The organism is Janthinobacterium lyxosi, assembly GCF_051380665.1.
GTDB lineage: Bacteria > Pseudomonadota > Gammaproteobacteria > Burkholderiales > Burkholderiaceae_D > Janthinobacterium.
In genome coordinates this window covers 1-21,079 of record NZ_JBNYXM010000003.1, presented here as the reverse complement: position 1 = coordinate 21,079, position 21,079 = coordinate 1, and the positions used below count along the sequence as shown (strand labels likewise).

General features: G+C 59.7%; 32 protein-coding genes and 1 tRNA gene. 18 read left to right on the top strand and 15 right to left on the bottom strand.

Annotation, left to right across the window (positions count from 1 at the left end):
* Positions 1 to 4: 4 nt before the first annotated feature.
* Positions 5 to 601 carry an ATPase domain-containing protein gene (locus ACQ4WP_RS03460; RefSeq protein ID WP_436518897.1) on the bottom strand — a complete coding sequence of 199 codons (597 nt, stop codon included), beginning with the start codon at positions 599 to 601 and terminating at the stop codon, positions 5 to 7.
* A 460-nt stretch (positions 602 to 1,061) separates the two neighbouring features.
* On the opposite strand from ACQ4WP_RS03460, the gene ACQ4WP_RS03455 reads away from it, so the two are divergent.
* The 5 genes from ACQ4WP_RS03455 (at position 1,062) to ACQ4WP_RS03435 (ending at position 7,755) form a co-directional block, all read left to right on the top strand.
* The gene (locus ACQ4WP_RS03455) at positions 1,062 to 2,267 is read left to right on the top strand and encodes an efflux RND transporter periplasmic adaptor subunit (RefSeq protein WP_436518694.1); all 1,206 of its coding nucleotides are present in this window, start codon (positions 1,062 to 1,064) and stop codon (positions 2,265 to 2,267) included.
* 15 nt (positions 2,268 to 2,282) lie between these two features.
* Positions 2,283 to 5,447 (top strand): efflux RND transporter permease subunit, encoded by a 3,165-nt coding sequence (locus tag ACQ4WP_RS03450; RefSeq protein WP_436518693.1) that lies wholly within the window; start codon positions 2,283 to 2,285, stop codon positions 5,445 to 5,447.
* 1 nt (position 5,448) lies between these two features.
* Positions 5,449 to 6,897, top strand: a complete 1,449-nt coding sequence (gene adeC, locus ACQ4WP_RS03445) for an AdeC/AdeK/OprM family multidrug efflux complex outer membrane factor (protein ID WP_436518692.1) — start codon at positions 5,449 to 5,451, stop codon at positions 6,895 to 6,897.
* Positions 6,898 to 6,960: 63 nt separating this feature from the next.
* Positions 6,961 to 7,575, top strand: a complete 615-nt coding sequence (locus ACQ4WP_RS03440) for a TetR/AcrR family transcriptional regulator (RefSeq protein WP_436518691.1) — start codon at positions 6,961 to 6,963, stop codon at positions 7,573 to 7,575.
* Positions 7,576 to 7,678: 103 nt separating this feature from the next.
* Positions 7,679 to 7,755 (top strand) — tRNA-Pro (locus ACQ4WP_RS03435).
* A 119-nt stretch (positions 7,756 to 7,874) separates the two neighbouring features.
* Here the strand turns inward: ACQ4WP_RS03435 and ACQ4WP_RS03430 are convergent.
* From ACQ4WP_RS03430 to ACQ4WP_RS03385, 10 genes are all read right to left on the bottom strand, one after another.
* Positions 7,875 to 8,075, bottom strand: a complete 201-nt coding sequence (locus tag ACQ4WP_RS03430) for an AlpA family phage regulatory protein (RefSeq protein WP_436518690.1) — start codon at positions 8,073 to 8,075, stop codon at positions 7,875 to 7,877.
* Positions 8,072 to 8,452 (bottom strand): hypothetical protein, encoded by a 381-nt coding sequence (locus ACQ4WP_RS03425; protein ID WP_436518689.1) that lies wholly within the window; start codon positions 8,450 to 8,452, stop codon positions 8,072 to 8,074. The genes ACQ4WP_RS03430 and ACQ4WP_RS03425 overlap by 4 nt, the downstream gene beginning before the upstream one ends.
* Positions 8,449 to 8,682, bottom strand: a complete 234-nt coding sequence (locus ACQ4WP_RS03420; RefSeq protein ID WP_436518688.1) for a hypothetical protein — start codon at positions 8,680 to 8,682, stop codon at positions 8,449 to 8,451. The genes ACQ4WP_RS03425 and ACQ4WP_RS03420 overlap by 4 nt, the downstream gene beginning before the upstream one ends.
* Entirely contained in the window at positions 8,679 to 9,083 is a 405-nt protein-coding gene (locus ACQ4WP_RS03415) for a hypothetical protein (RefSeq protein WP_436518687.1), read from the bottom strand. Before ACQ4WP_RS03415 ends, ACQ4WP_RS03420 begins: the two co-directional genes overlap by 4 nt.
* Entirely contained in the window at positions 9,080 to 9,760 is a 681-nt protein-coding gene (locus ACQ4WP_RS03410; protein ID WP_436518686.1) for a hypothetical protein, read from the bottom strand. The genes ACQ4WP_RS03415 and ACQ4WP_RS03410 overlap by 4 nt, the downstream gene beginning before the upstream one ends.
* Positions 9,757 to 9,945, bottom strand: a complete 189-nt coding sequence (locus ACQ4WP_RS03405; protein ID WP_436518685.1) for a hypothetical protein — start codon at positions 9,943 to 9,945, stop codon at positions 9,757 to 9,759. The genes ACQ4WP_RS03410 and ACQ4WP_RS03405 overlap by 4 nt, the downstream gene beginning before the upstream one ends.
* Positions 9,942 to 10,337 (bottom strand): hypothetical protein, encoded by a 396-nt coding sequence (locus ACQ4WP_RS03400; protein WP_436518684.1) that lies wholly within the window; start codon positions 10,335 to 10,337, stop codon positions 9,942 to 9,944. Before ACQ4WP_RS03400 ends, ACQ4WP_RS03405 begins: the two co-directional genes overlap by 4 nt.
* On the bottom strand, positions 10,334 to 10,882 hold the full coding sequence (locus tag ACQ4WP_RS03395) for a hypothetical protein (RefSeq protein ID WP_436518683.1): 549 nt from the start codon (positions 10,880 to 10,882) through the stop codon (positions 10,334 to 10,336). The genes ACQ4WP_RS03400 and ACQ4WP_RS03395 overlap by 4 nt, the downstream gene beginning before the upstream one ends.
* 95 nt (positions 10,883 to 10,977) lie before the next feature.
* Positions 10,978 to 11,790, bottom strand: a complete 813-nt coding sequence (locus ACQ4WP_RS03390) for a phage antirepressor KilAC domain-containing protein (protein ID WP_436518682.1) — start codon at positions 11,788 to 11,790, stop codon at positions 10,978 to 10,980.
* Positions 11,787 to 11,954: an Arc family DNA-binding protein gene (locus tag ACQ4WP_RS03385; protein WP_436518681.1), complete on the bottom strand. Its 168-nt coding sequence runs from the start codon at positions 11,952 to 11,954 to the stop codon at positions 11,787 to 11,789. The genes ACQ4WP_RS03390 and ACQ4WP_RS03385 overlap by 4 nt, the downstream gene beginning before the upstream one ends.
* Positions 11,955 to 12,068: 114 nt before the next feature.
* Between ACQ4WP_RS03385 and ACQ4WP_RS03380 the strand changes: the two genes are divergently transcribed.
* A complete protein-coding gene (locus tag ACQ4WP_RS03380) occupies positions 12,069 to 12,383 on the top strand; it encodes an Arc family DNA-binding protein (protein ID WP_436518680.1) in 315 nt (104 codons plus the stop codon).
* Positions 12,384 to 12,493: 110 nt separating this feature from the next.
* Here ACQ4WP_RS03380 and ACQ4WP_RS03375 read toward each other — a convergent pair whose 3' ends face one another.
* On the bottom strand, positions 12,494 to 12,907 hold the full coding sequence (locus ACQ4WP_RS03375; protein ID WP_436518679.1) for a hypothetical protein: 414 nt from the start codon (positions 12,905 to 12,907) through the stop codon (positions 12,494 to 12,496).
* Positions 12,908 to 13,059: 152 nt separating this feature from the next.
* Positions 13,060 to 13,887 (bottom strand): S24 family peptidase, encoded by an 828-nt coding sequence (locus ACQ4WP_RS03370; RefSeq protein WP_436518678.1) that lies wholly within the window; start codon positions 13,885 to 13,887, stop codon positions 13,060 to 13,062.
* A 27-nt stretch (positions 13,888 to 13,914) separates the two neighbouring features.
* Between ACQ4WP_RS03370 and ACQ4WP_RS03365 the strand changes: the two genes are divergently transcribed.
* The 8 genes from ACQ4WP_RS03365 to ACQ4WP_RS03330 all read left to right on the top strand — a co-directional run bounded on the left by ACQ4WP_RS03365 (position 13,915) and on the right by ACQ4WP_RS03330 (position 18,797).
* Positions 13,915 to 14,148: a transcriptional regulator gene (locus ACQ4WP_RS03365; RefSeq protein WP_436518677.1), complete on the top strand. Its 234-nt coding sequence runs from the start codon at positions 13,915 to 13,917 to the stop codon at positions 14,146 to 14,148.
* Complete coding sequence (locus ACQ4WP_RS03360) at positions 14,145 to 14,462, top strand: hypothetical protein (RefSeq protein WP_436518676.1); 318 nt, start codon at positions 14,145 to 14,147, stop codon at positions 14,460 to 14,462. Before ACQ4WP_RS03365 ends, ACQ4WP_RS03360 begins: the two co-directional genes overlap by 4 nt.
* A 108-nt stretch (positions 14,463 to 14,570) precedes the next feature.
* Positions 14,571 to 15,218: a transcriptional regulator gene (locus ACQ4WP_RS03355; protein ID WP_436518675.1), complete on the top strand. Its 648-nt coding sequence runs from the start codon at positions 14,571 to 14,573 to the stop codon at positions 15,216 to 15,218.
* Positions 15,215 to 15,508 (top strand): hypothetical protein, encoded by a 294-nt coding sequence (locus tag ACQ4WP_RS03350; RefSeq protein ID WP_436518674.1) that lies wholly within the window; start codon positions 15,215 to 15,217, stop codon positions 15,506 to 15,508. The genes ACQ4WP_RS03355 and ACQ4WP_RS03350 overlap by 4 nt, the downstream gene beginning before the upstream one ends.
* A gap of 137 nt (positions 15,509 to 15,645) precedes the next feature.
* Entirely contained in the window at positions 15,646 to 15,864 is a 219-nt protein-coding gene (locus ACQ4WP_RS03345) for a hypothetical protein (protein WP_436518673.1), read from the top strand.
* 34 nt (positions 15,865 to 15,898) lie between these two features.
* A complete protein-coding gene (locus ACQ4WP_RS03340) occupies positions 15,899 to 16,807 on the top strand; it encodes a hypothetical protein (protein ID WP_436518672.1) in 909 nt (302 codons plus the stop codon).
* Positions 16,804 to 18,195 (top strand): replicative DNA helicase, encoded by a 1,392-nt coding sequence (locus ACQ4WP_RS03335; protein ID WP_436518671.1) that lies wholly within the window; start codon positions 16,804 to 16,806, stop codon positions 18,193 to 18,195. The genes ACQ4WP_RS03340 and ACQ4WP_RS03335 overlap by 4 nt, the downstream gene beginning before the upstream one ends.
* 98 nt (positions 18,196 to 18,293) lie before the next feature.
* Positions 18,294 to 18,797 (top strand): hypothetical protein, encoded by a 504-nt coding sequence (locus tag ACQ4WP_RS03330; RefSeq protein ID WP_436518670.1) that lies wholly within the window; start codon positions 18,294 to 18,296, stop codon positions 18,795 to 18,797.
* 202 nt (positions 18,798 to 18,999) lie between these two features.
* Here the strand turns inward: ACQ4WP_RS03330 and ACQ4WP_RS03325 are convergent, their stop codons facing one another.
* Complete coding sequence (locus ACQ4WP_RS03325) at positions 19,000 to 19,350, bottom strand: BrnA antitoxin family protein (protein WP_436518669.1); 351 nt, start codon at positions 19,348 to 19,350, stop codon at positions 19,000 to 19,002.
* Positions 19,334 to 19,603 carry a BrnT family toxin gene (locus ACQ4WP_RS03320; protein WP_436518668.1) on the bottom strand — a complete coding sequence of 90 codons (270 nt, stop codon included), beginning with the start codon at positions 19,601 to 19,603 and terminating at the stop codon, positions 19,334 to 19,336. The genes ACQ4WP_RS03325 and ACQ4WP_RS03320 overlap by 17 nt, the downstream gene beginning before the upstream one ends.
* A 216-nt stretch (positions 19,604 to 19,819) precedes the next feature.
* On the opposite strand from ACQ4WP_RS03320, the gene ACQ4WP_RS03315 reads away from it, so the two are divergent.
* The 4 genes from ACQ4WP_RS03315 to ACQ4WP_RS03300 form a co-directional block, all read left to right on the top strand.
* Positions 19,820 to 20,017 carry a hypothetical protein gene (locus ACQ4WP_RS03315; RefSeq protein WP_436518667.1) on the top strand — a complete coding sequence of 66 codons (198 nt, stop codon included), beginning with the start codon at positions 19,820 to 19,822 and terminating at the stop codon, positions 20,015 to 20,017.
* Positions 20,018 to 20,164, top strand: a complete 147-nt coding sequence (locus ACQ4WP_RS03310) for a hypothetical protein (protein ID WP_436518666.1) — start codon at positions 20,018 to 20,020, stop codon at positions 20,162 to 20,164. It abuts the gene before it with no gap.
* A 1-nt stretch (position 20,165) separates the two neighbouring features.
* Complete coding sequence (locus ACQ4WP_RS03305) at positions 20,166 to 20,378, top strand: hypothetical protein (protein ID WP_436518665.1); 213 nt, start codon at positions 20,166 to 20,168, stop codon at positions 20,376 to 20,378.
* A partial coding sequence (locus tag ACQ4WP_RS03300) for a hypothetical protein (protein WP_436518664.1) occupies positions 20,375 to 21,079 on the top strand: 705 nt, incomplete at its 3' end. The genes ACQ4WP_RS03305 and ACQ4WP_RS03300, both read left to right, overlap by 4 nt.

The following is a 21,079-nucleotide window of genomic DNA, read 5'->3' as shown; positions in this document are numbered from 1 at the left end:
AATTCTATGGCAAGCCCGACAGGATGCCGTGAAAGCCGGCCAGGGCTGGGCCGATGCGGATGCCCTGCGGGCTGATGTCGAAGCGGCGGATGCTGCGTTCGTGCGCGCTGCCGCGTTTCTTGAAGATGGAAATGGCTTGCCGCACCTCGCCTTCCGTTTCGTAATAGCGCAGCATGATGACGCTGTCGGCCAGGTAGCTGGCGTCGGCCGAGGTGGTCATGCAGGTGCCCAGCCTGTTTTGCGGCACGCCGACGAGCAGGGTGACCACGCCGCGCTGGCCCAGGTAATTGAGCAGTTCATGCAGGTGGGTGCTCTGGAAGCGTTCATCGGGCACCGCATGCATGTAGCCGTTCAGGCTATCGATGACGATCACGCGGGCGCCCCGTTCCGCCGCGTCGACCACGGCCTGGGCGAATTCGCCCGGTGTCAGCTCGGCCGGATCGATCTGCTGTGCGCTCAGCAGGCCTGTGTCGAGTGCCGCCTGCAGGCGCATGCCCACGTTGTCGGCCCGGTTCAGCAGCTTGCTGCGTGCTTCCTCGAACAGGAACATGGCGCACGGTTCGCCGCGCTTTGTTGCCGCGTGCACGAATTGCGCCGCCAGGGTGGAGTTGCGCCATTCCTTGCGCCTGTGCTGTCATCATCGCGCCCCCGCTGTGCCACGCTGTGGCCAGTATATTAGCGCGCCTGTCGCGGCATGTCTTTTCGATACCATTGGTAAATATTTATGGCGCTGGGCTTGGCCGTGCCGGGCAGTGTTGCGCACGCGATCACGGCTTCAGCAAAAAACGCATTACCCTGCTACAGTATTCATTCAATCCAACTTTCCCGCATTGCCGTCTTGCCGCCGCCCGCCAGGTTCCTGAGCAACTTTGCTGGCGTGTCACCGCAGCTGCTGCCCTCATTTTATTGCCTCATTGATAACTTAATTCGCTTGATAGTTACTATGTTTCAATTGTAACGACGCTTGACGATTTTAGAATGATCGTTCATTCTTTGATCTGCGTTAATAAATTTAGTCATTTCTAACGACACTAGCCAGCTTCTTTTTCAGAAAGTCCAAGATGCAACCAACCTTTTCCTTGACGTCGCCGCGTACGAGCGGCGCTATTGCCGTTCTGTGCGCCACTGTAATCATGGCCGGCTGCAGTAAAAAACAGGAAGCACCTCACGCGCAGCAAGCGCCACAGGTGGTCGTGTTTACTGTTAATCCGGCCGCGTTGCCGATGAGCGCCGAATTGCCCGGCCGCACGAACGCTTACCAGGTCGCCGATGTGCGCCCGCAAGTCGGTGGCTTGATCCAGAAGCGCCTGTTTGTCGAGGGTAGCGACGTGAAAGCGGGCACGGCCCTCTACCAGATCGATTCTGCCACCTACCAGGCTGCCTATAACTCAGCCAAGGCCGCGCTGTCGAAAGCCAAGGCCAACCTGCTGACGGCCGGTCCGAAAGCGTCCCGCTACAAGGAACTGGTTGCCATCGAAGGCGTGAGCCGCCAGGAATACGATGATGCTATCGCTGCGTTCGAGCAAGCCAAGGCAGACGTCGAGTCCGCTACCGCGGCACTGGAATCGGCCAACATCAATCTGAAATACAGCACCGTGACGGCACCGATCAGCGGCCGCACCAGCCGCTCGACCGTGACGGCCGGCGCGCTGGTCACGGCGGGCCAGGCCGAAGCGCTGACCACCGTGCAGCAACTTGACCCGATGTATGTCGACGTGACCCAGTCGAGCACCGACCTGCTGCGCCTGAAACGCCAGATGGCTGACGGCTCGCTGAAGAAAGTGGGCGAAGGCCAGGCCAAGGTCGACCTGATCCTGCCGGACGGCAGCAAATACAGCGAATCGGGCAAGCTGCAGTTTTCTGGCGTGACGGTCGATCCGACCACCGGCAATGTGATCTTGCGTGCGCTGTTCCCGAACCCGAAAGGCGAATTGCTGCCAGGTATGTACGTGCGTGCACAGCTGGAAACGGGCGTGGATGAGAAAGCCATTACCGTGCCGCAAGTGGGCGTGACGCGCAACCAGAAGGGCCAGGCAACCGCCTTGATCCTGAACAAGGAAAACAAGGTCGAACAACGTGTGCTGACCACCAGCGGTACGGTCGGCAACGACTGGCTGGTGACGTCCGGCCTGGCCGCAGGCGACCGCGTGATCGTGGAAGGCTTGCAAAAAGTCAAGCCAGGTGCCCCGGCTGTTGCCGTGCCGGCCAAGGCTGCTGCGCCTGCCGCAGCCGCTTCTGCCGCCGCATCGGCTGCCAGCGCCCACTAATTCAGGAGAATATTAATGGCCCGTTTTTTCATTGATCGCCCGATTTTTGCCTGGGTGATCGCGATCGTCATCATGCTTGCCGGCGTGATTTCGATCCTCAGCCTGCCGATCGCGCAGTACCCGAGCATCGCTCCGCCGTCGATTTCGATCAGCGGCTCCTACCCTGGCGCTTCCGCCAAGACCGTGGAAGACGCTGTCACCCAGGTCATCGAACAAAAGATGAAGGGTATCGACGGCTTGCGCTACATGGCCTCGTCGAGCGATGCGACTGGCGGCATCAGCATCACGCTGACGTTTACCAGTGGCACCAACCCAGACATTGCCCAGGTGCAAGTGCAGAACAAGCTGCAGCTGGCCACGCCACTGCTGCCGACGGCTGTCACGCAGCAAGGCCTGGTCGTGTCGAAAGCCACGAAGAACTTCCTGATGGTGTTCGGCTTCATTTCCGAAAACGGCAAGATGGACCAGACCGACTTGAGCGACTATGTGGCCGCCAACGTCGTCGATCCGCTCAGCCGTGTTGCCGGCGTGGGCGATGTGACCCTGTTCGGTTCGCAATACGCCATGCGTATCTGGCTCGATCCGGCCAAGCTGCAAAGTTTTAACCTGACCCCGGCGGATGTGATCACGGCCGTGCAGGCGCAAAATGCGGAAGTGTCGGCCGGTGAACTGGGCGGCACGCCGTCCGTCAAGGGCCAGCAGCTGAACGCCACCGTGTCGGCGCAGAGCCGCTTGCAAACGGCGGAGCAGTTCGGCGCCATCTTGCTGAAAACCACGACCAACGGCGCCATGGTGTACCTGAAGGACGTGGCCAGCATGGAACTGGGCCGCGAGAATTACAATACCGTGGCCCGCTACAACGGCCATGCGGCTACCGGCGTGGCGATCAAGCTGGCGACGGGTGCCAACGCGCTCGATACGGCCAATGCGGCGAAAGCCATGCTGGGCAACCTGAGCAAGCAATTCCCTGAAGGCATGAGCTACCAGGTAGCGTTCGACACCACCCCGTTCGTGGAACTGTCGATCGAAGAAGTGGTCAAGACCCTGGTCGAAGCGGTCATCCTGGTATTTTTGGTGATGTATCTGTTCCTGCAAAACTTCCGCGCCACCCTGATCCCGACCATGGCCGTGCCGGTCGTGCTGCTGGGTACTTTCGGCATCCTCAACGCGTTTGGCTACTCGATCAACACCTTGACCATGTTCGCCATGGTGCTGGCCATTGGTCTGCTGGTCGATGATGCGATCGTGGTGGTGGAAAACGTCGAGCGCGTGATGAGCGAAGAAGGCTTGTCGCCGCTGGAAGCGACGCGCAAGTCCATGACGCAGATCACGGGCGCGCTGGTCGGTATCGCCATGGTGCTGTCGGCCGTGTTCGTGCCGATGGCCTTCTTTGGCGGTTCGACGGGCGTGATTTACCGCCAGTTCTCGATCACCATCGTCTCGTCGATGGTGCTCTCCGTCATCGTCGCGCTGGTATTTACGCCAGCCTTGTGCGCCACCTTGCTCAAGCCGGTAGAGAAAGGCCATCACGCCACCAACAAGGGTTTCTTTGGCTGGTTCAACCGCAGCTTCGATAGCAGCAGCAACAAGTACCAGGGCCTGGTTGGCAGCATGATCCGCCACCGCGCCCGTTCGATGTTGTTGTATGTCATCTTGCTGGCCGGCCTGGTATTCGTCTTCATGCGCCTGCCGACGTCCTTCCTGCCGGAAGAAGACCAGGGCATCCTGTTTACGCAGATTCAATTGCCGACGGGCGCCACGCAAGAGCGCACCCTGAAAGTGATCGAGCAGGTCGAAGAGCACTTCATGAATAGCGAAAAAGATAACGTCGCCTCCGTGTTTGCTGTCGCCGGTTTCAGCTTCGGCGGTAACGGCCAGAACACGGGTATCGCCTTCGTGCGCCTGAAAGACTGGGCCCTGCGCAAGGACGTGGCACAAAAGGCACCTGCCGTGGCCGGTCGCGCCATGGGCAAGTTGTTGCAGATCAAGGATGCGATGGTGTTTACGTTTGCACCGCCTGCCGTGCTGGAACTGGGTAACGCCACCGGTTTCGACATGCAGCTGCAGGATATCGGAGGTGTCGGCCATGACGCCCTGATGGCAGCGCGTAACCAGTTGCTGGGCATGGCCTCGCAAAACCCGACCATGGTGGGTGTGCGCCCGAATGGCCAGGAAGATACGCCGCAGTACAAGATCGACATCGACCAGCAGAAAGCGACCGCGCTGGGCTTGCAGATCTCGGAAATCAACCGCGTGCTGAGCGTGGGCTGGGGTAGTTCGTATGTCAACGACTTCCTCGACCGTGGCCGCGTGAAGAAAGTGTTCATGCAAGGCAATGCCGAGTCGCGCATGCTGCCGGAAGACTTGAACAAGTGGTTCGTGCGCAACACCGCTGGTCAGATGGTGCCGTTCTCGGCCTTTGCCACCGGCAAGTGGATTTACGCGTCGCCACGCCTGGAACGCTACAACGGCTTGCCGTCGGTAGAGATCCTGGGTACGCCGGCGCCGGGCCAGAGCACGGGCGCCGCCATGAACGCGATGGAAGAGATGGTAGCCAAGCTGCCGCCTGGCATCGGCTTCAGCTGGACCGGCGTCTCGCTGGAAGAGCGCGAATCCGGTTCGCAGACGCCGCAGCTGTACGCGCTGTCCCTGCTGATCGTGTTCCTGTGCCTGGCTGCGCTGTATGAAAGCTGGTCGATTCCGTTCTCCGTGCTGCTGGTGGTGCCGCTGGGTGTGATTGGCGCCGTGCTCGGTACGTGGATGTTCGGCCTGTCGAATGACGTGTACTTCCAGGTGGGTTTGCTCACGGTGGTGGGCTTGTCGGCGAAGAATGCGATTCTGATCGTCGAGTTTGCCAAGGAAATGCAGGAATCGGGCATGTCGCTGCTGGACGCGACCTTGCATGCGGTGCGTCTGCGTCTGCGTCCGATTCTGATGACCTCGATTGCCTTCGGCCTGGGCGTGTTGCCACTGGCCATCTCCAGCGGCGCCGGTTCCGGCAGCCAGAACGCCATCGGTATCGGCGTGCTGGGCGGTATGTTGACGGCCACCTTCCTCGGTATCTTCTTCGTGCCGGTGTTCTTCGTGCTGGTGCGCGGCTTCTTCTCGAAGCCGGACGCGCCAGCCACGCCGGCGACGCCTGGCTCGCCAGCCGTCACGCTTTCTAAGGATGCGCATTAATATGAAAAAAACGCTACTCTCCATGGCGGCACTGGCCTTGCTGGCCGGTTGCAGCCTGGCTCCCACGTATGAGCGTCCGGCAGCGCCGGCGCCCACGGCGTGGCCGACTGGCCCTTCCTACAAGGCCGACACGGCCGCCGCCGACGCCAAGCCGGTGGCGGACGTCGCCTGGCGCGAGTTCTTTGCCGATGCGCGCCTGCGCCAGGTACTGGAACTGGCGCTGGCCAACAACCGCGACCTGCGCGTCTCGATCCTGAACATCGAGAAGGCGCGCGCCACGTACGGCATCGAACGCGCCGCGCTGATCCCGACCCTGTCGGCTTCCGGCGGCCAGACGGCCAGCCGCGTGCCGAAGAACGCCAGCGCCAACGGCGAAGCGTCCATCAATCGCCAGTACACGGCGAACCTGGGCGTATCGGCGTACGAGCTGGACTTCTTCGGCCGCGTGCGCAGCCTGTCCGACAGCGCGCTGGAGCAATACCTGGGGACGGAAGAAGCACGCCGTGCGCAGCAGATCAGCCTGGTGGCCGAAGTGGCCAGCACCTATCTGAACCTGGTGGCCGACCAGCAGCGCCTGCGCGTGGCGCAGGACACGTTGACAAGCCAGCAGTCGTCGTATGATCTGGCCGTGCGCCGCTTCAATGCCGGTGCTACTTCCGGCCTGGACAAGTACGATGCCCAGACCAGTGTCGAGTCGGCCCGTTCCGACGTGGCTGTGTTCACGAGCCAGGTGGCGCTGGATCAGAACGCGCTGGTCCTGCTGGTGGGTGGCCCCGTGCCGGCCGACCTGCTGCCGCCAGCCGAGTTCGGCGCCGTGACGGCGCTGACGGATATTCCGGCTGGCGTGCCGTCGGACGTGCTGCAACGCCGTCCCGACGTGCTGGCGGCCGAGCGCACCCTGCGCGCCGCGAATGCCAACATCGGCGCGGCGCGCGCGGCCTTCTTCCCGCGCATTTCGCTGACGGCGACAGCGGGTTCGCTCAGCGACAACCTGTCGGGCCTGTTCAAGGCGGGCAGCGGCACGTGGAGTTTCATTCCACAGATCAGCTTGCCTATCTTCGATGGCGGCGTGAACCGCGCCAACCTCGATATCGCCAAGGTGCAGCGTGAAATTTCCGTGGCGCAATACGAAAAGGCGATCCAGGTCGCCTTCCGTGAAGTGTCCGATGCGCTGGCCCAGCGCGGCACCATCGACGAGCGCCTGCAATCGCAGGTCTCGCTGGTCGAGGCGTCGACGAAGAGCTACACCATCCACGACGCGCGCTACAAGCAGGGCGCCGAGTCCTACCTGAACGCCCTGGTGGCCCAGCGCGCGCTGTACACGGCGCAGCAAAGCCTGATCACGGCGCGCCTGGCCAAATCGACCAACCTGGTGACCTTGTACAAGGTGCTGGGCGGCGGTTGGCAGCCTGAGCAGACAGCCGTCGCGGCGGCTGGCGGCGTCCAATAATCACGGGGACGCCGACGCCGGCCTTGCCCGCAAGGGCAGGGCCGGCGCGCTACTGGAAAAGTCATGAACCAAGTTGAAAAGAAGCATCCGGATCCCGAGCGCGCCAACACGCGGCGCAAGCAGGTGCTCGATGCAGCCGAAAGCTGTTTCAGCCGCCGCGGCTTCCACGGCGCCAGCATGGCCGAGATATCCAAGGCGGCCGGCATGAGCGCGGGCCACATCTATAATTATTTTGATAGCAAGGATGCGATCATCGCCGCCTTCGTCATGAAGAACATGGAGCGGGTCACCAACCTGATGCAGGACCTGGCGCAGCGCGAAGACCCGCTGCAGGCCGTGGTCGACAATGCTGGCGAGCATGTGCTGGAAAGCCTGGACCCGAAAACCTGGGTGATGCCGCTGGAAATCTTTGCCGAAGCTTCGCGCAACCCAGCCATCGCGGAAATGTTGCACTGCGCGGATCAGCGCTCGCGCCAGCTGTTCTTGTCCATTATCAGGGATGCGCGCATCAAGCGCGGCTTGCCGGCCGACGAAGAGATGCTGGAAGGCCGGCTGAATGCCATGATCGCCATGTACCAGGGCTTGCCCGTGCGGGCGGTGCACAATCCGGACATGAAGGTCGAACCCTTGATCGCCGGTTTCCGCATCGTCCTGACAGCATTGCTGCTGGGCGAGTAGAACGCTTTGCCTCCAGGCTGAAAAAAACTTTGCGCAGTTCGATATGAATCATGCGCAAAGCATGGCAAAAACCTAAAAGCCTCTGCTATAATTCCCACCTCGTCGGGGCGTAGCGCAGCCTGGTAGCGTACATGCATGGGGTGCATGGGGTCGGAAGTTCGAATCTTCCCGTCCCGACCATAAGAATCAATGACTTAAGCCAATCTTCGGATTGGCCTTTTTCTTGCCTGAGTGCTTCGTGCCTTAGCGGTGCCTTAAATAATATGGGCTGTTGCCGTATTTTTCCGTACATAGTTGGACTATTGGCGCTCGTCGCGCACCTTTTTTTGCCATTCCGCGATCTCGCCAGCATCCCACGCAATGGACCTTGGGCCGATGCGAACAGCCTTCGGAAACGTGCCCGCTTTCATGTTGTCGTAGATGGTCTGGCGCGCCTTGCCGGTGGCCTCGATCACGGCAGGCATGCGCATGAATTTTTTCACTTCGCTCATATCGCTCATTTTTCGCTTTCAGTTGATTTCAATACTTTGATCAGGTCGACCTGGCGCGGGTCGCTCTTGTCCTGCACGTAGATGTAGGCCTGGCCGGCTGGCGCATGTTCTTTGCGGTTTGGCGAAGCCGATTGGAGGCTCACTTTTGAGCCTCCAATGCCGGGCTCAAAAGTGAGCCTGGCATGATCAGCGCGTTCCTCGCAGTCTGGCAATCCCATCGCCGCTGCAATTTCGCCGGCCCGACGGCATGTCGCCGCATCATTGCGTTCGAACAGGCAGCCCTTGTATTCGGCGCTTGCCAGCGCCGCGGTGAAGTGCAGGGCGCCAGGATCGCCGGGCGGCCCGCTGCCGCGCCACCAGCCACCGGGTGGGGTCTTCGGCGTCATTTGCCCTCGGGCGGCGGGGCTGCGCGGCGCGCATCGAGGGCTGGCAAGATCCAGACTGCATAGATCGTTGGCGCCAGCGTGACGTAAAACCATGTGATGAAGAATGTCGCCTGGCCCACGCGGCTTAAGGTCGCCACCCATTCGAAGCAATTCAACGCCGCCACGGTAAAAATTGGCATCCACACGAAAGCCTGGAAAGTAGCCCAGCCACTGCTCGGGATGCGCGTCATGATTGCGCTCCTGTCGTCGCCGGCGTGCTGGCGCTTCCCGCCGAGTTATCGCCCAGCGCCGTCGGCAGCAGCTTGACCACCGCCGCCTCGGTCAGGGCGCCCCGCAGCGCCCGCACACCGCTGTTCCAGCCACGGGCGTAGGCTTCAGCCGTTTCCTTGGTGTAGGTCCAGGACGTCAGGCTGATATTGACCAGGAAGACTGCCGCCTTCGGGCCGGTGCCGCCGTCGAGCTCGTGGCGCGAGTCGCTGGCGCCGCCGGCCCAGCCCAGCACTAGCACAGTGGCGAGCAGGGCGCCAAGAACAAGCGGCGGCGCAAGTTCGCCAGTGGTGCTGCCCAGGCTGCCCAAGAGGGAGGCGATCAGCACCATGGCCATGCCGCTGTAAAAATTAACGTATTTCATTGTTGGCTTTCTGGTTGGATTGTCGGGGTGGTGGCGACGAGCGCGAGCTTGGGCGGGCGGCGCACCATTGAGCCGTCGCCGGCCTCGTCGTAAATCGGCAGGCCCTGGAACAGGCCGCCTGGCTCGGTCAGCTTTTCCCACATTTTGTCCATGGCCTCGCGGCCCTCTGGTGTCGTGAACATGACGTGATGCATATGCGCCTGTATCGCGGCGCACAGCGGCCCGCTCTTGTGCGGGAGGCCGCGGCCGGCTGCGGAATCCTCCAGGCCATATGCTGAAGCAATGTGCACCATGCCGCTGTCGGCTGGCAGCTGGGCGCGGTCGACAACGTTCACGCCCAGCAGCTCGCAGCGCTGCTCGAACGTCGTAGCCGCGTCGAATTCCTTTGCCATGCCGACCAGGGCGGCGCCTACGCCTCGCCAGACTTCATCCAATTCGTCACACTGCTTGTCCATTTTTCGCAGCTCAATGCGGATAAATTCCGCCCGGTGGGCGTTGAACGGATTTGCCTCAAGCTTTACGACCGCACGGCGGCCATATGCCAGCAAGGCCCAGAGGTTTTCCCTCATGTTGTGAATTTCACGCGCATTGAAGCGAGCAAAGAGAAATTCGGTGACGATGGATTTTGAGCAGTTGGCCAGCACAGCCTCAAGTTGCTCGACTTTTGATCTTTTCATTCCTTGGTCCTCGTCAGTTTGTCCAGGCCGTCAGCGATATCGCTGGCCAGCGTGGCGCAGGTTTCCAGTGCTTCCGGCTGGGATGCCGGTTCCATGATTTCGATTGCAGCCAGCAGCGCGCCGACGACGTCGGCCAGGCAGGCGAGGCGCTTGATGGTGGTGGCGCGGGATGGGGTGATGGTCACTTGGCTACGCCTTTCTTGGCTGGCCCGGCTGGTGCGGCGCGCTTTGCGTCCTGGTCGAGGTTGGATTGCAAGTCCGCCCGGGTCTCTTGCACGGCTTGCGCTTCAACAGCGATGTGGTTGATTAGCGCCGCAAGATCGGAGAGCGTTCCCGCCTTCACCGGCCAGTCTTCGTTGGTGGCGGCCGAGAAGAGGATTTTCCCGATGGACTCCAGGCCTGCCAGCAGTACATAGCTGGCGTTGCCGGCATGCTGGATTGCCGCTTCTGCTTGCTGGCGCTCGTCGGTGGACATGACGTGGTCCACCGAGAAGTGGGCGGGCAGTACGCGCAGCAAACCTCCAAGCTCACATGGAGCGCGGTCGATATTGTTGAAATGCGGGTTGCTGGCGCTCATGCTGCACCGCCTTGTGTAGCGGCTTCGCGCTTAATCCAAGTGGTCAGTTCATTAATGTCTTCCACGCATCGCAGCAACGCGTAAAGTAATGTTTTCGCCTTTCCCACATAGGCACCTTCGAGGCTGCATTCAGCAAGTACGAGTGCTGCAAGGTCGCGTATGGAGGTGGCGGCAAGAAAAATGTCAGCACTTACATCTTCAATTGTGTCGAGCAAGCCTCCTGTAGTCGCGCCGTCAAATGTCTTGGCCCACGCGGCCAGAAGATCATCTTGGGCGCATCCTTGGATTTCTTCGAGGATTTCGTCACGGATCCAGTCGCGGCAACTGTCACGCCATTCGAGCAACGGCATTGTGTTGCGCGGGCTATCTTCATTGCCGTTCCAGATGGCTGCCATATCGGCTGCGTGGAGGCGCACGCCTTCAAGCGTCAGCTGCAGGGTGCCTGACTCGTCGCTCAGCGATCCGACTGGCACCTCTTTGTTATGCGTCAAGCCTGAGCCGCTTGTGCTTGCTGGTAACATTGTGCTATTGTTAAGCTTCGCCATGGTCTTTCTCCAAAAAATTAGGGCGTAACGGTCCAGCCGGTGCGTCAACACCGGTTGGGCTTTTCTTTTGTGGGTTGGCTTTTCAGCCTGCGGGGCTACGAGGGATCGAGGCCCAGTCGGTGCTGGTGCTGAGGAGTTGCGGCATCCAACTTCCGCTCATCAGCTTCGGCCGCGATCATTTCCGCCAGCCTGGACAAGCCTTTGTTCGTGATGCGGACTTGTTGGCGCGCCTTCCGTTCGCCAGTGGTTTTGCTCTCATACCCGAAGGTGTTGTATCGCAGGTCGAGTGCCTGCAATCGAGCGCGGTAGGCCTTATAGCCCTCCGTGCCCGCCCGCTCGTAGATCCAGCCTTTGCTGACCAGATAGTCGGTCAGGTCGTACTGGGGCATATTGAGCGTGGCGGCTGCATCGCGGAAGCACATCGAGCCGCTGGCGTCAGCGATTAAATTGAAGCCAGCGACGGTGGGCGCCTGGTCTGCGACCTGGCGTTCCAGTTGTTCCACTTTGGCGTCGGCGGCCATCCGTTCGCGCTCGGCGGCCATAGCCAACTCGATCAAATCCATGCGCGATAGCACGGCTGGCTTGGCCGGCAGCGCACCAGCCTCGATCGCCGCCAGGCGATCGTAGACACGGGTTTGCACCTTCAACGATTCCGACATGACCATCAGCTCGGCCTCGCGCTTGGGCAGGTTGTAGCACTTTTGCATACGGCCGCGGTCATCCTTGTAATCGGCTAAAAATTTAGCCGATTGGATTCCTGGGTGGGCCTCAACCTTCGCAATGAAATTTTTGTGCTGCATCGCTGCGAAGGTCGATCCCGCAGCTTCCGCTTTGCGCTCTTCGTTGATTACGTCCACGATATCCACGCTGCACATCGTTGCATCAAAATTTCGGATTGGTCCGCTCACTTTGTGTTCTCCTGGTTGGCAGCGCTCTGGTTTTGCTGCATAACATTTTTCAAGATGACAATCATCTGTCCATTCATCGATCGGTCATGCTCTTTGCAATAAGCCGTAAACCAGTCACGTAGTTCAATCGGCAATCGAAGCTGGATTTTTGCGTCGTTCCCCATCTTGTGCTTTCTGCCTTCAAAATGAAGGCGTAGTTGAATTATGATGCGCCTTCAAATTAAAGGCAATCTTTTATTTTGGTGGCAGTTTAGGTACGCAATGCGTACAATCGGGCCATGGCCAAACAAGACGACTACATCAAAACAGCTCTTCGCATGCCGAAGACACTGCACGCTCGACTTGCTGCGCAAGCCGAGGCAAAGGGGCGTTCGCTCAACGCCGAGTTCATTGCGTGTCTTGAACTGGGCCTTGAAGGTGCCGGTGCGCAACCCAACACCGTGCGGCCGGTAATTGAGCTTGACTACGATGAACTGGTGGATGTCCTTATGCGGAAGGCTCGCGATAATGACGAGCTGATATCCATACATGCGAGCAAGAACGTGGCCACAATCGATGTCAAATCTCGTACCCCGCCAAAAAAAGATCATTAATTAATGTCCATGCGTCTTTTGCTGCAAAAGAGCGCACCGGCCCATTCGGCGTTAGAACGCTGGGTGGGCTTTTACGTTTCTGCTTCAGATAAAGGCTTGGCTGATCGTATTTAGCTGGCGCTGATCGCCTGGCGCGTGGTTGCGATCAGGTTATGGCGCTGCTTGCAACGGATGGTGTGGGTTTCTTCGAACCCGGCGATCACCAAGGAGCTACGTGCCGACTCCTTTTCAGAGTCGTTCATCTGGGCGACCAAGGTCATGATGATTTGATCGGCCAGCGCAAGCTCGTTGAGCAGTGCTGGCACGTCGATTTCATCGCGGCCATTCAGGTAGCCTTCCAGCCATTCTTTGATTTCAGCAGCCGTGAGATCCTCTGCCAAAATGTCGCAATCTTTTTTTGCACCGAATCCGCCAGGAAACAGAATGAGCTCGATGCCGAGTTGAGCGGCGAGTTCGCGGTGGCTGGTAGAAAGCTGGCTAAAGTCTGCGCCGGCTGGCGCGGTGCTGCTGGTAGTGGTAGTCATGTTCGCCTCAGTCAGTATTGCGTTGATGTGAGACGGACTATAGCAATTTGCTTTTTATTTGGCAAGAGCAATTTGCTTTTATTTTATTCTGGTCGAAAAAAAACCCGCAGAGGCGGGCTTTATGGCGATGACATCTGGAGATCATCTGCGGGTTACAGTCGATCTTTGAAATTGCGCGCCTCGAATCGCACTATGCGCCCGACGATGATGCAGTCGCCGCCACGGCAAAGCCTGCGAGCGTATTGAGGATCTCCATTCTCCGAAGTCAGATACCACTCGCGACCCTCATATTTGAGGCGCTTAATGACGGCCTCGCCATTGAAGTTGATGGCGTAGACGCCTCCGCTTACTTTTTTGTTATCGGCGATATTAACCACAGCGATATCGCCCTGGTACAGCAGGGGCTGCATGCTATCGCCTCGCACTTTGATGGCAATCAGACAGTGCGCGACATAATCATTTTCCTCGACCCATTGCAATGGCACATCTAAGGTGCCGCCATCATCAAAGTTTTGCTCCACTTCAAATCCCATGATCCCGGCCTGCAGGTGCATTGTGACCAGTTTGATGGGAATCGTTGTCACGCTGGATTCGCCAACGGTGACGCGGCGCGCACCAGGCAAGAGAGGGTGGGCAGGGGAGGTGGAGACGGGATCGCCGTGATCTTGATGGCCATCCTCATTCTGGTCGCCGCTGTGGTCAGTATCCATCCACCCCTCCGGCTTATCGCAGCCGACCTCCAGCTTGCGAGCCAACTTGTCGCCCACTCCACGTGCAGTGCCGGTAGATGACTTCGCGCTATTCAATATCTGACTGAGATACATAGGAGCCGTGGCCGCGCGTTGAGCAACGGCGTCCGCCGTCTTAAACTCTTTGACGAGTGAGCGCAGGTTTTCGATTCGAATTTGTTTTGAGGTGGCCATGTCGATATTTAATAGCAAATTGCTCGTAAAGGCAATGCGCAATTTGCTATTGACCAAGCAAAAGCAAATTGCTATAGTGGTTTAATGAAACTTCTAGACTATCTCCAGGTACGTGGATCGCAGCGATTGCTGGCAAAGCAACTCGGCATCTCGCCAGTTCTCATCAGTCAGTGGGCAAATGTGCAAAGACCCACTCCACCTGATCGCTGCGTCGAAATCGAAAAAGCCACTCAGGGCGCGGTCTGCCGAAGGGATCTGCGGCCGGATGATTGGCATCGGTTCTGGCCAGAACTCGTTACCACCAAGGAAGCTCCATGACCACCACCGATAACGCCACTGGCGCACCGGCAGTAGGTGGTATCGGTGCCGAAATCAAGCTTGGCGCCGACACTGCGCCGCTCCAGGCGGCTCTGGCATCACTTGAAGCTGTCTTTAAGACTTCGCCCGAAATCTGCCAGCATTTTCTCGGCAGCCTCAATACCCTTGTCGAGCTCTGTCGAGTTGACGGTGAAGGCGGTGTCGCAGCTGGTACAGGTGACATTCGGGTCATCTTTCAGCCGTCCGATCGTCTCCGGGATTTTTTGCTCGCAGTTGGGACAGGGGATCTGCAATTGGACGTTGCTGGCATCTAGTTTCATGAGGGTTCCTTTGCTCTGTTGTTGAAGTTGGGGAACTGAAATAGTAGCGCATTTGGCAACCCTCGCCCTTACACGTTGTTTTTATTTGATATTGGAAGCGCCATGACCCTCTCCGAATACTTCGCGCTCGCGCACGGCAATCAGGCAGCATTCGTCAAAGCTACCGGCTTGGCGCAGGCTTTCGCGTCAAGCATCGCTCTTGGCGGCAGACCTGTTCCTGCTGAACACGGCGCCGCCATCGAGCGCGCTACCGGCGGCCAAGTCACGCGGCAGGAACTGTTTCCGGACAGCTGGGCGCGCATCTGGCCTGAACTGGTAGCACCTGCGACCGACCTTCCCGGAAAATTTTCCGGCAACTGCACCATCGACCACGCCGTCGAGCTGCGCGGCGCCATCGCGCAAACGCGCCTGGTGTTCGAGGGCCACCGTGATGCGCAGGACGCGCTGGAATATCTGGAGCAGGTGCTCAAGGCTGGCCAGCGCGCTGAAGTTCCAGCGCATGCTTGCACGCCGGCGCCAAGCGATAGCAGGGGTGTCGACGTACTGCTCGACACCCCTGCATGCAAGTCGGCGCCGCCGCGCGATAACTCTGCCCTCGCGCAGATTAAGCGCGAGCTGTTCACCGCCGCCGACCAGCTGCAGCAGCCGGCCGACCTGGTGGTGCAGCTGCTGGTGCTGGCCGAGCTGCGCAGCATGCGCGCCGAGCAGGCGTCGGATCGCTTTGCGCGCGGCGCGGCGGTGCTGTCATGAAGCTGCTGGCAGCTGCGGCGCTGCTGGTTGCGCTGACGCCGACCATGTTTATGGTGGCCACTCACAACGCTGGCTCAGCACCATTCGCTGATCCCCACCCTCGAACGGGTACTCCCGACCGTCCCGCGACGATGGCTTACCCGCCAGTGCTTTACGTCGACAACGAAACGGGATGCCATTACCTCTCCACCGACGCCTTCCAGGTGCTGGTGCCGCGCTTGGATCGTGATGGCAAACAAGTGTGCCCGCGCCCAGGTGGTGCTCAGCCGAGCCCGTCAGATAACAAGTAGTCCCGATCACAAACGGGGCAGCGGCTGCGCAGCCGCGACCAAGCGATTCCAGCCCGCTGGTCAAGCCCCGACCTTTTTTAACGGCTGGATGGAAGGTTGGTTTATCATGGTTTTTCTACCAATTAAAGAGGATAAATATGTCGGATTGGAACTGGAACGGGGACGAGGAAAAAACTTCGCAAGTGATTCCTCGCGTCAATGCGTTGGCCGTTTACTCGAACGAAAACGGCGACGTGGTGATTCGCCAGCAGGGGAGTATGGGCGAGGACGATCATGTGATTATTTTCCCGGCAAATCATGCAGATACCGTGATTGCAGCGATCAAGTTCGAGGTCGGGCAGGGCGAATTGAAGTAGGTCACTACTACGCGATGCTCCCAGGATGGGTCGTATGAAGCGCCCATCCTTTCAGTTTTACCCTGCTGACTATCGGAATAATTCCAAGTTGCGCCGCTGCTCGCCGGCCGCGCGCGGGGCATGGCTCGATGTCATGTGTGTCCTGCACGACCAGGATGAATACGGCGTGTGTCGCTGGCCACTGGCCGAGTTGGCGCAGGCTGCCGGCGTGCCAGTTAAGCTGGTGCGCGAGCTGTCTACTAAAGATGTGCTCAAGGGCGCAGATAAGGCCGCGCCCGACTACGTGTTCACGCCTCGTCACGCTGGCAAGGACGGCGAGCCGGTCACGCTTGTAGTCGCTGGTGACGGCCCGTGCTGGTATTGCAGTCGCTTTGTACGCGATGAGTATGTACGGCAGCGTCGTGGCGCAAGCACACGTTATTCCGCCGATAACCAGCCACCAAAGGGCGCACCAAAGGATGGCGATTCCAGCGATACGAACCATCCACCAAAGCCATCACCAAAGCCCCCCTTTGGTGAGCCGCAAGGTGACGGCCCTTCATCTCCATCTCCATCTACATCTATAAACCAAGGTCAAAAGCCTATGTCGTCTGGCGACGACGTGCGGCAATGCCCGACCGGGACATTGGTGAACTTGTACCACGAGCTGATGCCGCTCAACCCGCAGGCCAAAGTCATCAACGCCGCTAGGAAGTCTGCGATCCGAGCGCGGTGGCTGGAAGCCGCGAAGCTCGACTGCGAGCCGTTCGGCTACGCAAGCATGTCGGCCGGCCTGGAGGCCTGGCGCAAATTCTTCGCGGTCTGCGCTGAGTCGAAGTTCCTGACCGGCCAGGCGCCGCCTCAGCCGGGCAAGCCGGCTTTCATTGCCGATATCGATTTCCTCTTTTCACCGAGCGGGTTCGCCAAAACGCTTGAAAATAAATACCACCGAGACGCACCATGAACATGAACGAACAGCAGTACCTGGAAGACCACGGCGTGTCGATTCGTGCCGAGCAATCCGTCATCGGCGCGCTGATGCACGACAGCGATTCCCTTGACCGCATCCCCGACCTGCAGGCTGCGCACTTCATCCGCGCTGACCACCAGCTGATTTTTCAGGAAATTTGCCGCCAGGTGGGCGCACGTCAGCGCGCCGACGCCATGACCGTCTTTGCGGCGTTGGGCGACAAGGTCGTGGACTGCCTGAAATATCTGCTCTCCCTGCATGCCACCTCTGGCGGCGCCGCCAACATCGCCAGGCATGCCGCCATCGTGATGGACAAGGCGGACAAGCGCGAGCTGGTGTCGATCGGCATTGAGATGCAGGCCATGGCATCGTCGGCGCAGCCTGCTGCCATGTGTATCGACACCATGGCCGGGAGGCTTGACGCGCTGGCGCAGAAAAAGACCTCGACGGATCCGGAATGGATGTGCGACATGATGGGCGACTACATGCAGGTGCTGACGGATCGCCTGGAGGGGAAGATCAAGCCAATCAGTACCGGCCACGTCCACCTGGACGAGCAGCTCGACGGCGGCCTTGAGCGCGGCACCTTGACGATTGTGGCCGCGCGCCCGGCCATGGGCAAGACGGCCCTGGGCCTGGGCATCGCGCGCAATGTATCGCAGGACGGTGCAGCGCTGTTCCTATCGATGGAAATGGCAAGGACGCAGGTCAGCGACAGGAACGTTTCGGCGCTGGGGAAGATTCCGCTCAAGTGGCTGCGAAAGCCTAGCGAAGGTATTGGCGCCAATTCGCCGGATTCTGCTCACTGGACCTCGCTGTCGCACGTCATCGCCAAAGCAAAGGAAATGCGCCTGGACGTCGACTGCCAAACCGGCTTGAACATGGCCGCGATCCGCGCAAAGGCGCGCAAGACCCGGCGCAAGTTCGGCCGCCTCGATGCTCTCGTCATCGATCAGCTCAGTTTTATCACAGGCGGAAAATCCGATAAATCGTATGAGGTCGTGGGCGAGTACACGCGCGGGCTGATCGAACTGGCCAAGGAACTCGACTGCGCTGTCGTACTGCTTTGCCAGCTGAATCGCGAGCTGGAGAAGAGGCCCAACAAACGGCCGATCATGGCCGACCTGGCCATGTCCGGATCCATCGAGCAGGACGCGGCCGTCATCATCTTTCTATACCGGGACGAGGTCTACAACCCGGAAACCATGGACAAAGGCGTCTGCGAGGTGAACTGCGGGAAGGTGCGCCAGGGCGAGCCCGGCGTCATCGGCATGGCCTACATCGGCAGCCAGACCAGGTTCGAAGACCTGCCTTACCGATGGCATGCGCGCGCGCCAGCCGCGGCGCCGCAAAAGAGCGGGGGAGGATTCCCTGGTCGCTAAGCGACAAAGCAGAAGCCGGGCGGTTGACAAAACAGCCTGAAATTACCCGAAGGTTGTCACTCACTGCTGACAACCTGGCGCACTCGAATAGGAATGAAATGAACGTAATCCAGAAATACACCAGCGCCCTCGGCTCCTCGAACCTGCGCGACGACGCCCACCACCACAGCACCGAGGTGCTGGCCGCCGCAGCGCTGTGCCGCGACCTGGGCACCAAGCTGTTCCGCGTGAAGTACGCCGGCGACGCCACCAGCTACCCGGCACTGCTAGACGCCTGGCGCGAGATCGTGAAGAGCAAGGCAGGGTACAGGACCTGGCCGGCAGACGTGAGCCCGGCCAAGGTGGCGCGCCTGTCGCTGGATCATTGGCTAAACGATGTGTGCCCGGCCTGCACCGGCCGCGCCTACGAGCCAGTGCGCGGTCAGACGACGGTGCTATCGGACGTCGCGTGTCGGGCATGTGACGGTACCGGCACGCGAGCGGTGCAGGCCCAGCACAAGATGCTGCACCTGGTCGAGGATATGGTGGAGACGCTCAACGCCATGGCGGCGGACGCGGCCGGACTGACCATGAAGCGCCTGGCCGCTGATATGGTTTTGTGACGTGAGGGAATGTGTTGCACTGTTTGTAAACACAGGTATATAATCGAACCACTGCGCGCCTTACGATCCATCCAGCGCGCATAATTCAAGCCTAGCGCTACGGCGCGACGCAGGGCAGCGGCCAACCTGAAGCCGAGACCATTGATGCCTTGTTACGCCCATATGAAGCCTGCCACCTTACGGTCGCGGGCTTTTTTGTTGCTCAGGCGCTCAGTTCATCCGGTGAATGCGCACCGAGCCAGTCTGCCAGCGCCTCGTCAATCTTTGCTTGCCAACCTGGCCCGGTAGCACGGAAGCGGCTGACGATGTCAGGCGACAGACGGATTGTGATGCGCTCTTTCACGGCCGACTTTTGCGGCCCGCGCTCACCCGGCTTGCGTTTTAATGTGACCAGGTCTTCAAGGGTCGCGGCACCGAAGAACTTTTTCGCTGGCTGCGCCCGCTGAAAATCACCGGCCGACCATTCCGGGTTATCTGGATCGGCGGCGATGCCGGCGTTGATTTGGATATCCTCTGCCTCGGTGGGCAGGATCAGTTTAAGCTTGGTTTTCATATTCTTTCACTTCCCTACGGTTGGCCTTGCGAAGGCTGATGATGCGGACAGTTGTTTCACGGAGACAAAAGACCATCGCATAGAGGCGGCTCCCAATCGGGGCCATCGCGACAAGCCGGGCTTCTGGATAATCGTTACGATCATCAATGCGGACGATTGCATTTTCCCAGTCAAAGCCTTCTGCGATATCGAACCACACGCCATGCTTGGCTACGTTCTGTGCGAGTTTTTTGGGGTCGTGTGTGTAGTTCATTTGTTTATTGTATGCACAAATAGATGGCATGTCAATTTATTTGTGCATACAAATAAATGCGAGACAGGCCGGAGATTGGCTCAGGCCACCGCTTTAGATTCTAATTCCGTCGAATTCGCGGGAATTGAAAACTGTCTCCTCGCTCGGCATCAGCCGGGCCTTCGCCGCTGACCGCAAACGTGCGCCAGCGGTTTTTTTATTTGAGGTACGCAAATCATGAACGTCATTACCCCAGCAGCCTTAGTGAATCCAGGCGCGTTCGAGTACCAAGCAAACGGCAAGATCGTGCGTGTCTTCGACACCAACGGCACCGGGGAGCTTCTGCCTATCGAATACAAGCAGCACGCAGATGATAACAAGTTTGCATTGCAATTCCAGCCATTCGGCACGGTCTATGCGGAAGTGGTGCGCTAAATGTTCAACTTCGATATCGGTCGCATGATCGTGGGCATCGCCCTGATGGGTGCCGTGGTCGGTGGCGCCATCGTCGCGCTCGTGTTGCTGGCCTGGCCCTGGTTGTGGGCGCTGGCCAAGCCGGCGCTGCACGCCTGGACCGCGTGATATGAATCCGCGCCACTACCGAGACATGATCATCCGCGCAGTGGGCGAGCCTGACGGCAAGACGCTCGGCCTGATCGTCGAGCATGTGGTCGATGCCGAGCGCGCCAAGGAAATCTTGCGCGCCAACGGGTACGGCGTGGCGGGCTTGCCTGCCAGCGCAACGGCCGCCCTTGTGCCGCAAGTAAAACCAACTGAAAGAAAGTCTCGCCCATGACCATCCGCCTGCTGAAGCCATACGCTCAACGCCCTGCCGGCGCTATTGCCACGTTCGATGCAAGCACCGAAGCTGGCATGATCGAATCCAAGCAGGCATCGGCTGACCTGACGGGTGGCTTTGAATACTTCTTGCCGCGTCCGGGGCTGAAACTGCAGGTGCCCCAGATTGCCGTGGGATCGCTGACTTTGCAGCCTGCCCAGCAAGCTCCAGCGGTCTTGCCTGAAGGTCAGGTGCTGAACGTATCGGGCACTGCGGGCACTGTTGGCAAAGTACATCGGCTCGACATGGCCGGCGGCAATACACCGCTGCAATCGTGGACTGTCGGCGCTGTCGCGCTGACGCCCATCGGGCCGTATGCCGGTGAGCAGCGTTTTCTGGTGACTTGTTCGGCAGGGAGTGTGAACGTTGAGGGCCGGGTCGCCGACCTGACTGCAGTGCGGCAGGCCACCGATGTTGGCGGGTTCAATGGCTCGCGCGGGCCGCTGCAGGTCGGTGAGGTCAAGCTGCTTCCTTCGGGGCAGCCGACCGGCATCCTGCGCAGCCTGAAAAACGCGGGTCGTCTGGTCGCCAATTTCAGCGCTGGCATGTGGATGGTGGCGGGCGGCACGCCGCCGCTGACCCAGGGATACACTGGCTACGATGCTGCCGGGAATAACACAGGCGTCACCAGCCGTACCGGCCAGGCTGAAATGCTGCAG

What these genes read in the sequence shown, in the direction of transcription:
- ACQ4WP_RS03335 (WP_436518671.1), top strand. Translation starts at nt 16,804, where the DNA reads ATGAACATGAACGAACAGCAGTACCTGGAAGACCACGGCGTGTCGATT.
- ACQ4WP_RS03340 (WP_436518672.1), top strand. Translation starts at nt 15,899, where the DNA reads ATGAAGCGCCCATCCTTTCAGTTTTACCCTGCTGACTATCGGAATAAT.
- ACQ4WP_RS03375 (WP_436518679.1), bottom strand. Translation starts at nt 12,907, where the DNA reads ATGACTACCACTACCAGCAGCACCGCGCCAGCCGGCGCAGACTTTAGC.
- ACQ4WP_RS03410 (WP_436518686.1), bottom strand. Translation starts at nt 9,760, where the DNA reads ATGAAAAGATCAAAAGTCGAGCAACTTGAGGCTGTGCTGGCCAACTGC.
- ACQ4WP_RS03350 (WP_436518674.1), top strand. Translation starts at nt 15,215, where the DNA reads ATGAAGCTGCTGGCAGCTGCGGCGCTGCTGGTTGCGCTGACGCCGACC.
- ACQ4WP_RS03430 (WP_436518690.1), bottom strand. Translation starts at nt 8,075, where the DNA reads ATGAGCGATATGAGCGAAGTGAAAAAATTCATGCGCATGCCTGCCGTG.
- ACQ4WP_RS03310 (WP_436518666.1), top strand. Translation starts at nt 20,018, where the DNA reads ATGTTCAACTTCGATATCGGTCGCATGATCGTGGGCATCGCCCTGATG.
- ACQ4WP_RS03420 (WP_436518688.1), bottom strand. Translation starts at nt 8,682, where the DNA reads ATGACGCGCATCCCGAGCAGTGGCTGGGCTACTTTCCAGGCTTTCGTG.
- ACQ4WP_RS03325 (WP_436518669.1), bottom strand. Translation starts at nt 19,350, where the DNA reads ATGAAAACCAAGCTTAAACTGATCCTGCCCACCGAGGCAGAGGATATC.
- adeC (WP_436518692.1), top strand. Translation starts at nt 5,449, where the DNA reads ATGAAAAAAACGCTACTCTCCATGGCGGCACTGGCCTTGCTGGCCGGT.
- ACQ4WP_RS03380 (WP_436518680.1), top strand. Translation starts at nt 12,069, where the DNA reads ATGGCCAAACAAGACGACTACATCAAAACAGCTCTTCGCATGCCGAAG.
- ACQ4WP_RS03385 (WP_436518681.1), bottom strand. Translation starts at nt 11,954, where the DNA reads ATGGGGAACGACGCAAAAATCCAGCTTCGATTGCCGATTGAACTACGT.
- ACQ4WP_RS03320 (WP_436518668.1), bottom strand. Translation starts at nt 19,603, where the DNA reads ATGAACTACACACACGACCCCAAAAAACTCGCACAGAACGTAGCCAAG.
- ACQ4WP_RS03315 (WP_436518667.1), top strand. Translation starts at nt 19,820, where the DNA reads ATGAACGTCATTACCCCAGCAGCCTTAGTGAATCCAGGCGCGTTCGAG.
- ACQ4WP_RS03365 (WP_436518677.1), top strand. Translation starts at nt 13,915, where the DNA reads ATGAAACTTCTAGACTATCTCCAGGTACGTGGATCGCAGCGATTGCTG.
- ACQ4WP_RS03455 (WP_436518694.1), top strand. Translation starts at nt 1,062, where the DNA reads ATGCAACCAACCTTTTCCTTGACGTCGCCGCGTACGAGCGGCGCTATT.
- ACQ4WP_RS03305 (WP_436518665.1), top strand. Translation starts at nt 20,166, where the DNA reads ATGAATCCGCGCCACTACCGAGACATGATCATCCGCGCAGTGGGCGAG.
- ACQ4WP_RS03440 (WP_436518691.1), top strand. Translation starts at nt 6,961, where the DNA reads ATGAACCAAGTTGAAAAGAAGCATCCGGATCCCGAGCGCGCCAACACG.
- ACQ4WP_RS03415 (WP_436518687.1), bottom strand. Translation starts at nt 9,083, where the DNA reads ATGAAATACGTTAATTTTTACAGCGGCATGGCCATGGTGCTGATCGCC.
- ACQ4WP_RS03355 (WP_436518675.1), top strand. Translation starts at nt 14,571, where the DNA reads ATGACCCTCTCCGAATACTTCGCGCTCGCGCACGGCAATCAGGCAGCA.
- ACQ4WP_RS03345 (WP_436518673.1), top strand. Translation starts at nt 15,646, where the DNA reads ATGTCGGATTGGAACTGGAACGGGGACGAGGAAAAAACTTCGCAAGTG.
- ACQ4WP_RS03360 (WP_436518676.1), top strand. Translation starts at nt 14,145, where the DNA reads ATGACCACCACCGATAACGCCACTGGCGCACCGGCAGTAGGTGGTATC.
- ACQ4WP_RS03400 (WP_436518684.1), bottom strand. Translation starts at nt 10,337, where the DNA reads ATGAGCGCCAGCAACCCGCATTTCAACAATATCGACCGCGCTCCATGT.
- ACQ4WP_RS03425 (WP_436518689.1), bottom strand. Translation starts at nt 8,452, where the DNA reads ATGACGCCGAAGACCCCACCCGGTGGCTGGTGGCGCGGCAGCGGGCCG.
- ACQ4WP_RS03330 (WP_436518670.1), top strand. Translation starts at nt 18,294, where the DNA reads ATGAACGTAATCCAGAAATACACCAGCGCCCTCGGCTCCTCGAACCTG.
- ACQ4WP_RS03395 (WP_436518683.1), bottom strand. Translation starts at nt 10,882, where the DNA reads ATGGCGAAGCTTAACAATAGCACAATGTTACCAGCAAGCACAAGCGGC.
- ACQ4WP_RS03450 (WP_436518693.1), top strand. Translation starts at nt 2,283, where the DNA reads ATGGCCCGTTTTTTCATTGATCGCCCGATTTTTGCCTGGGTGATCGCG.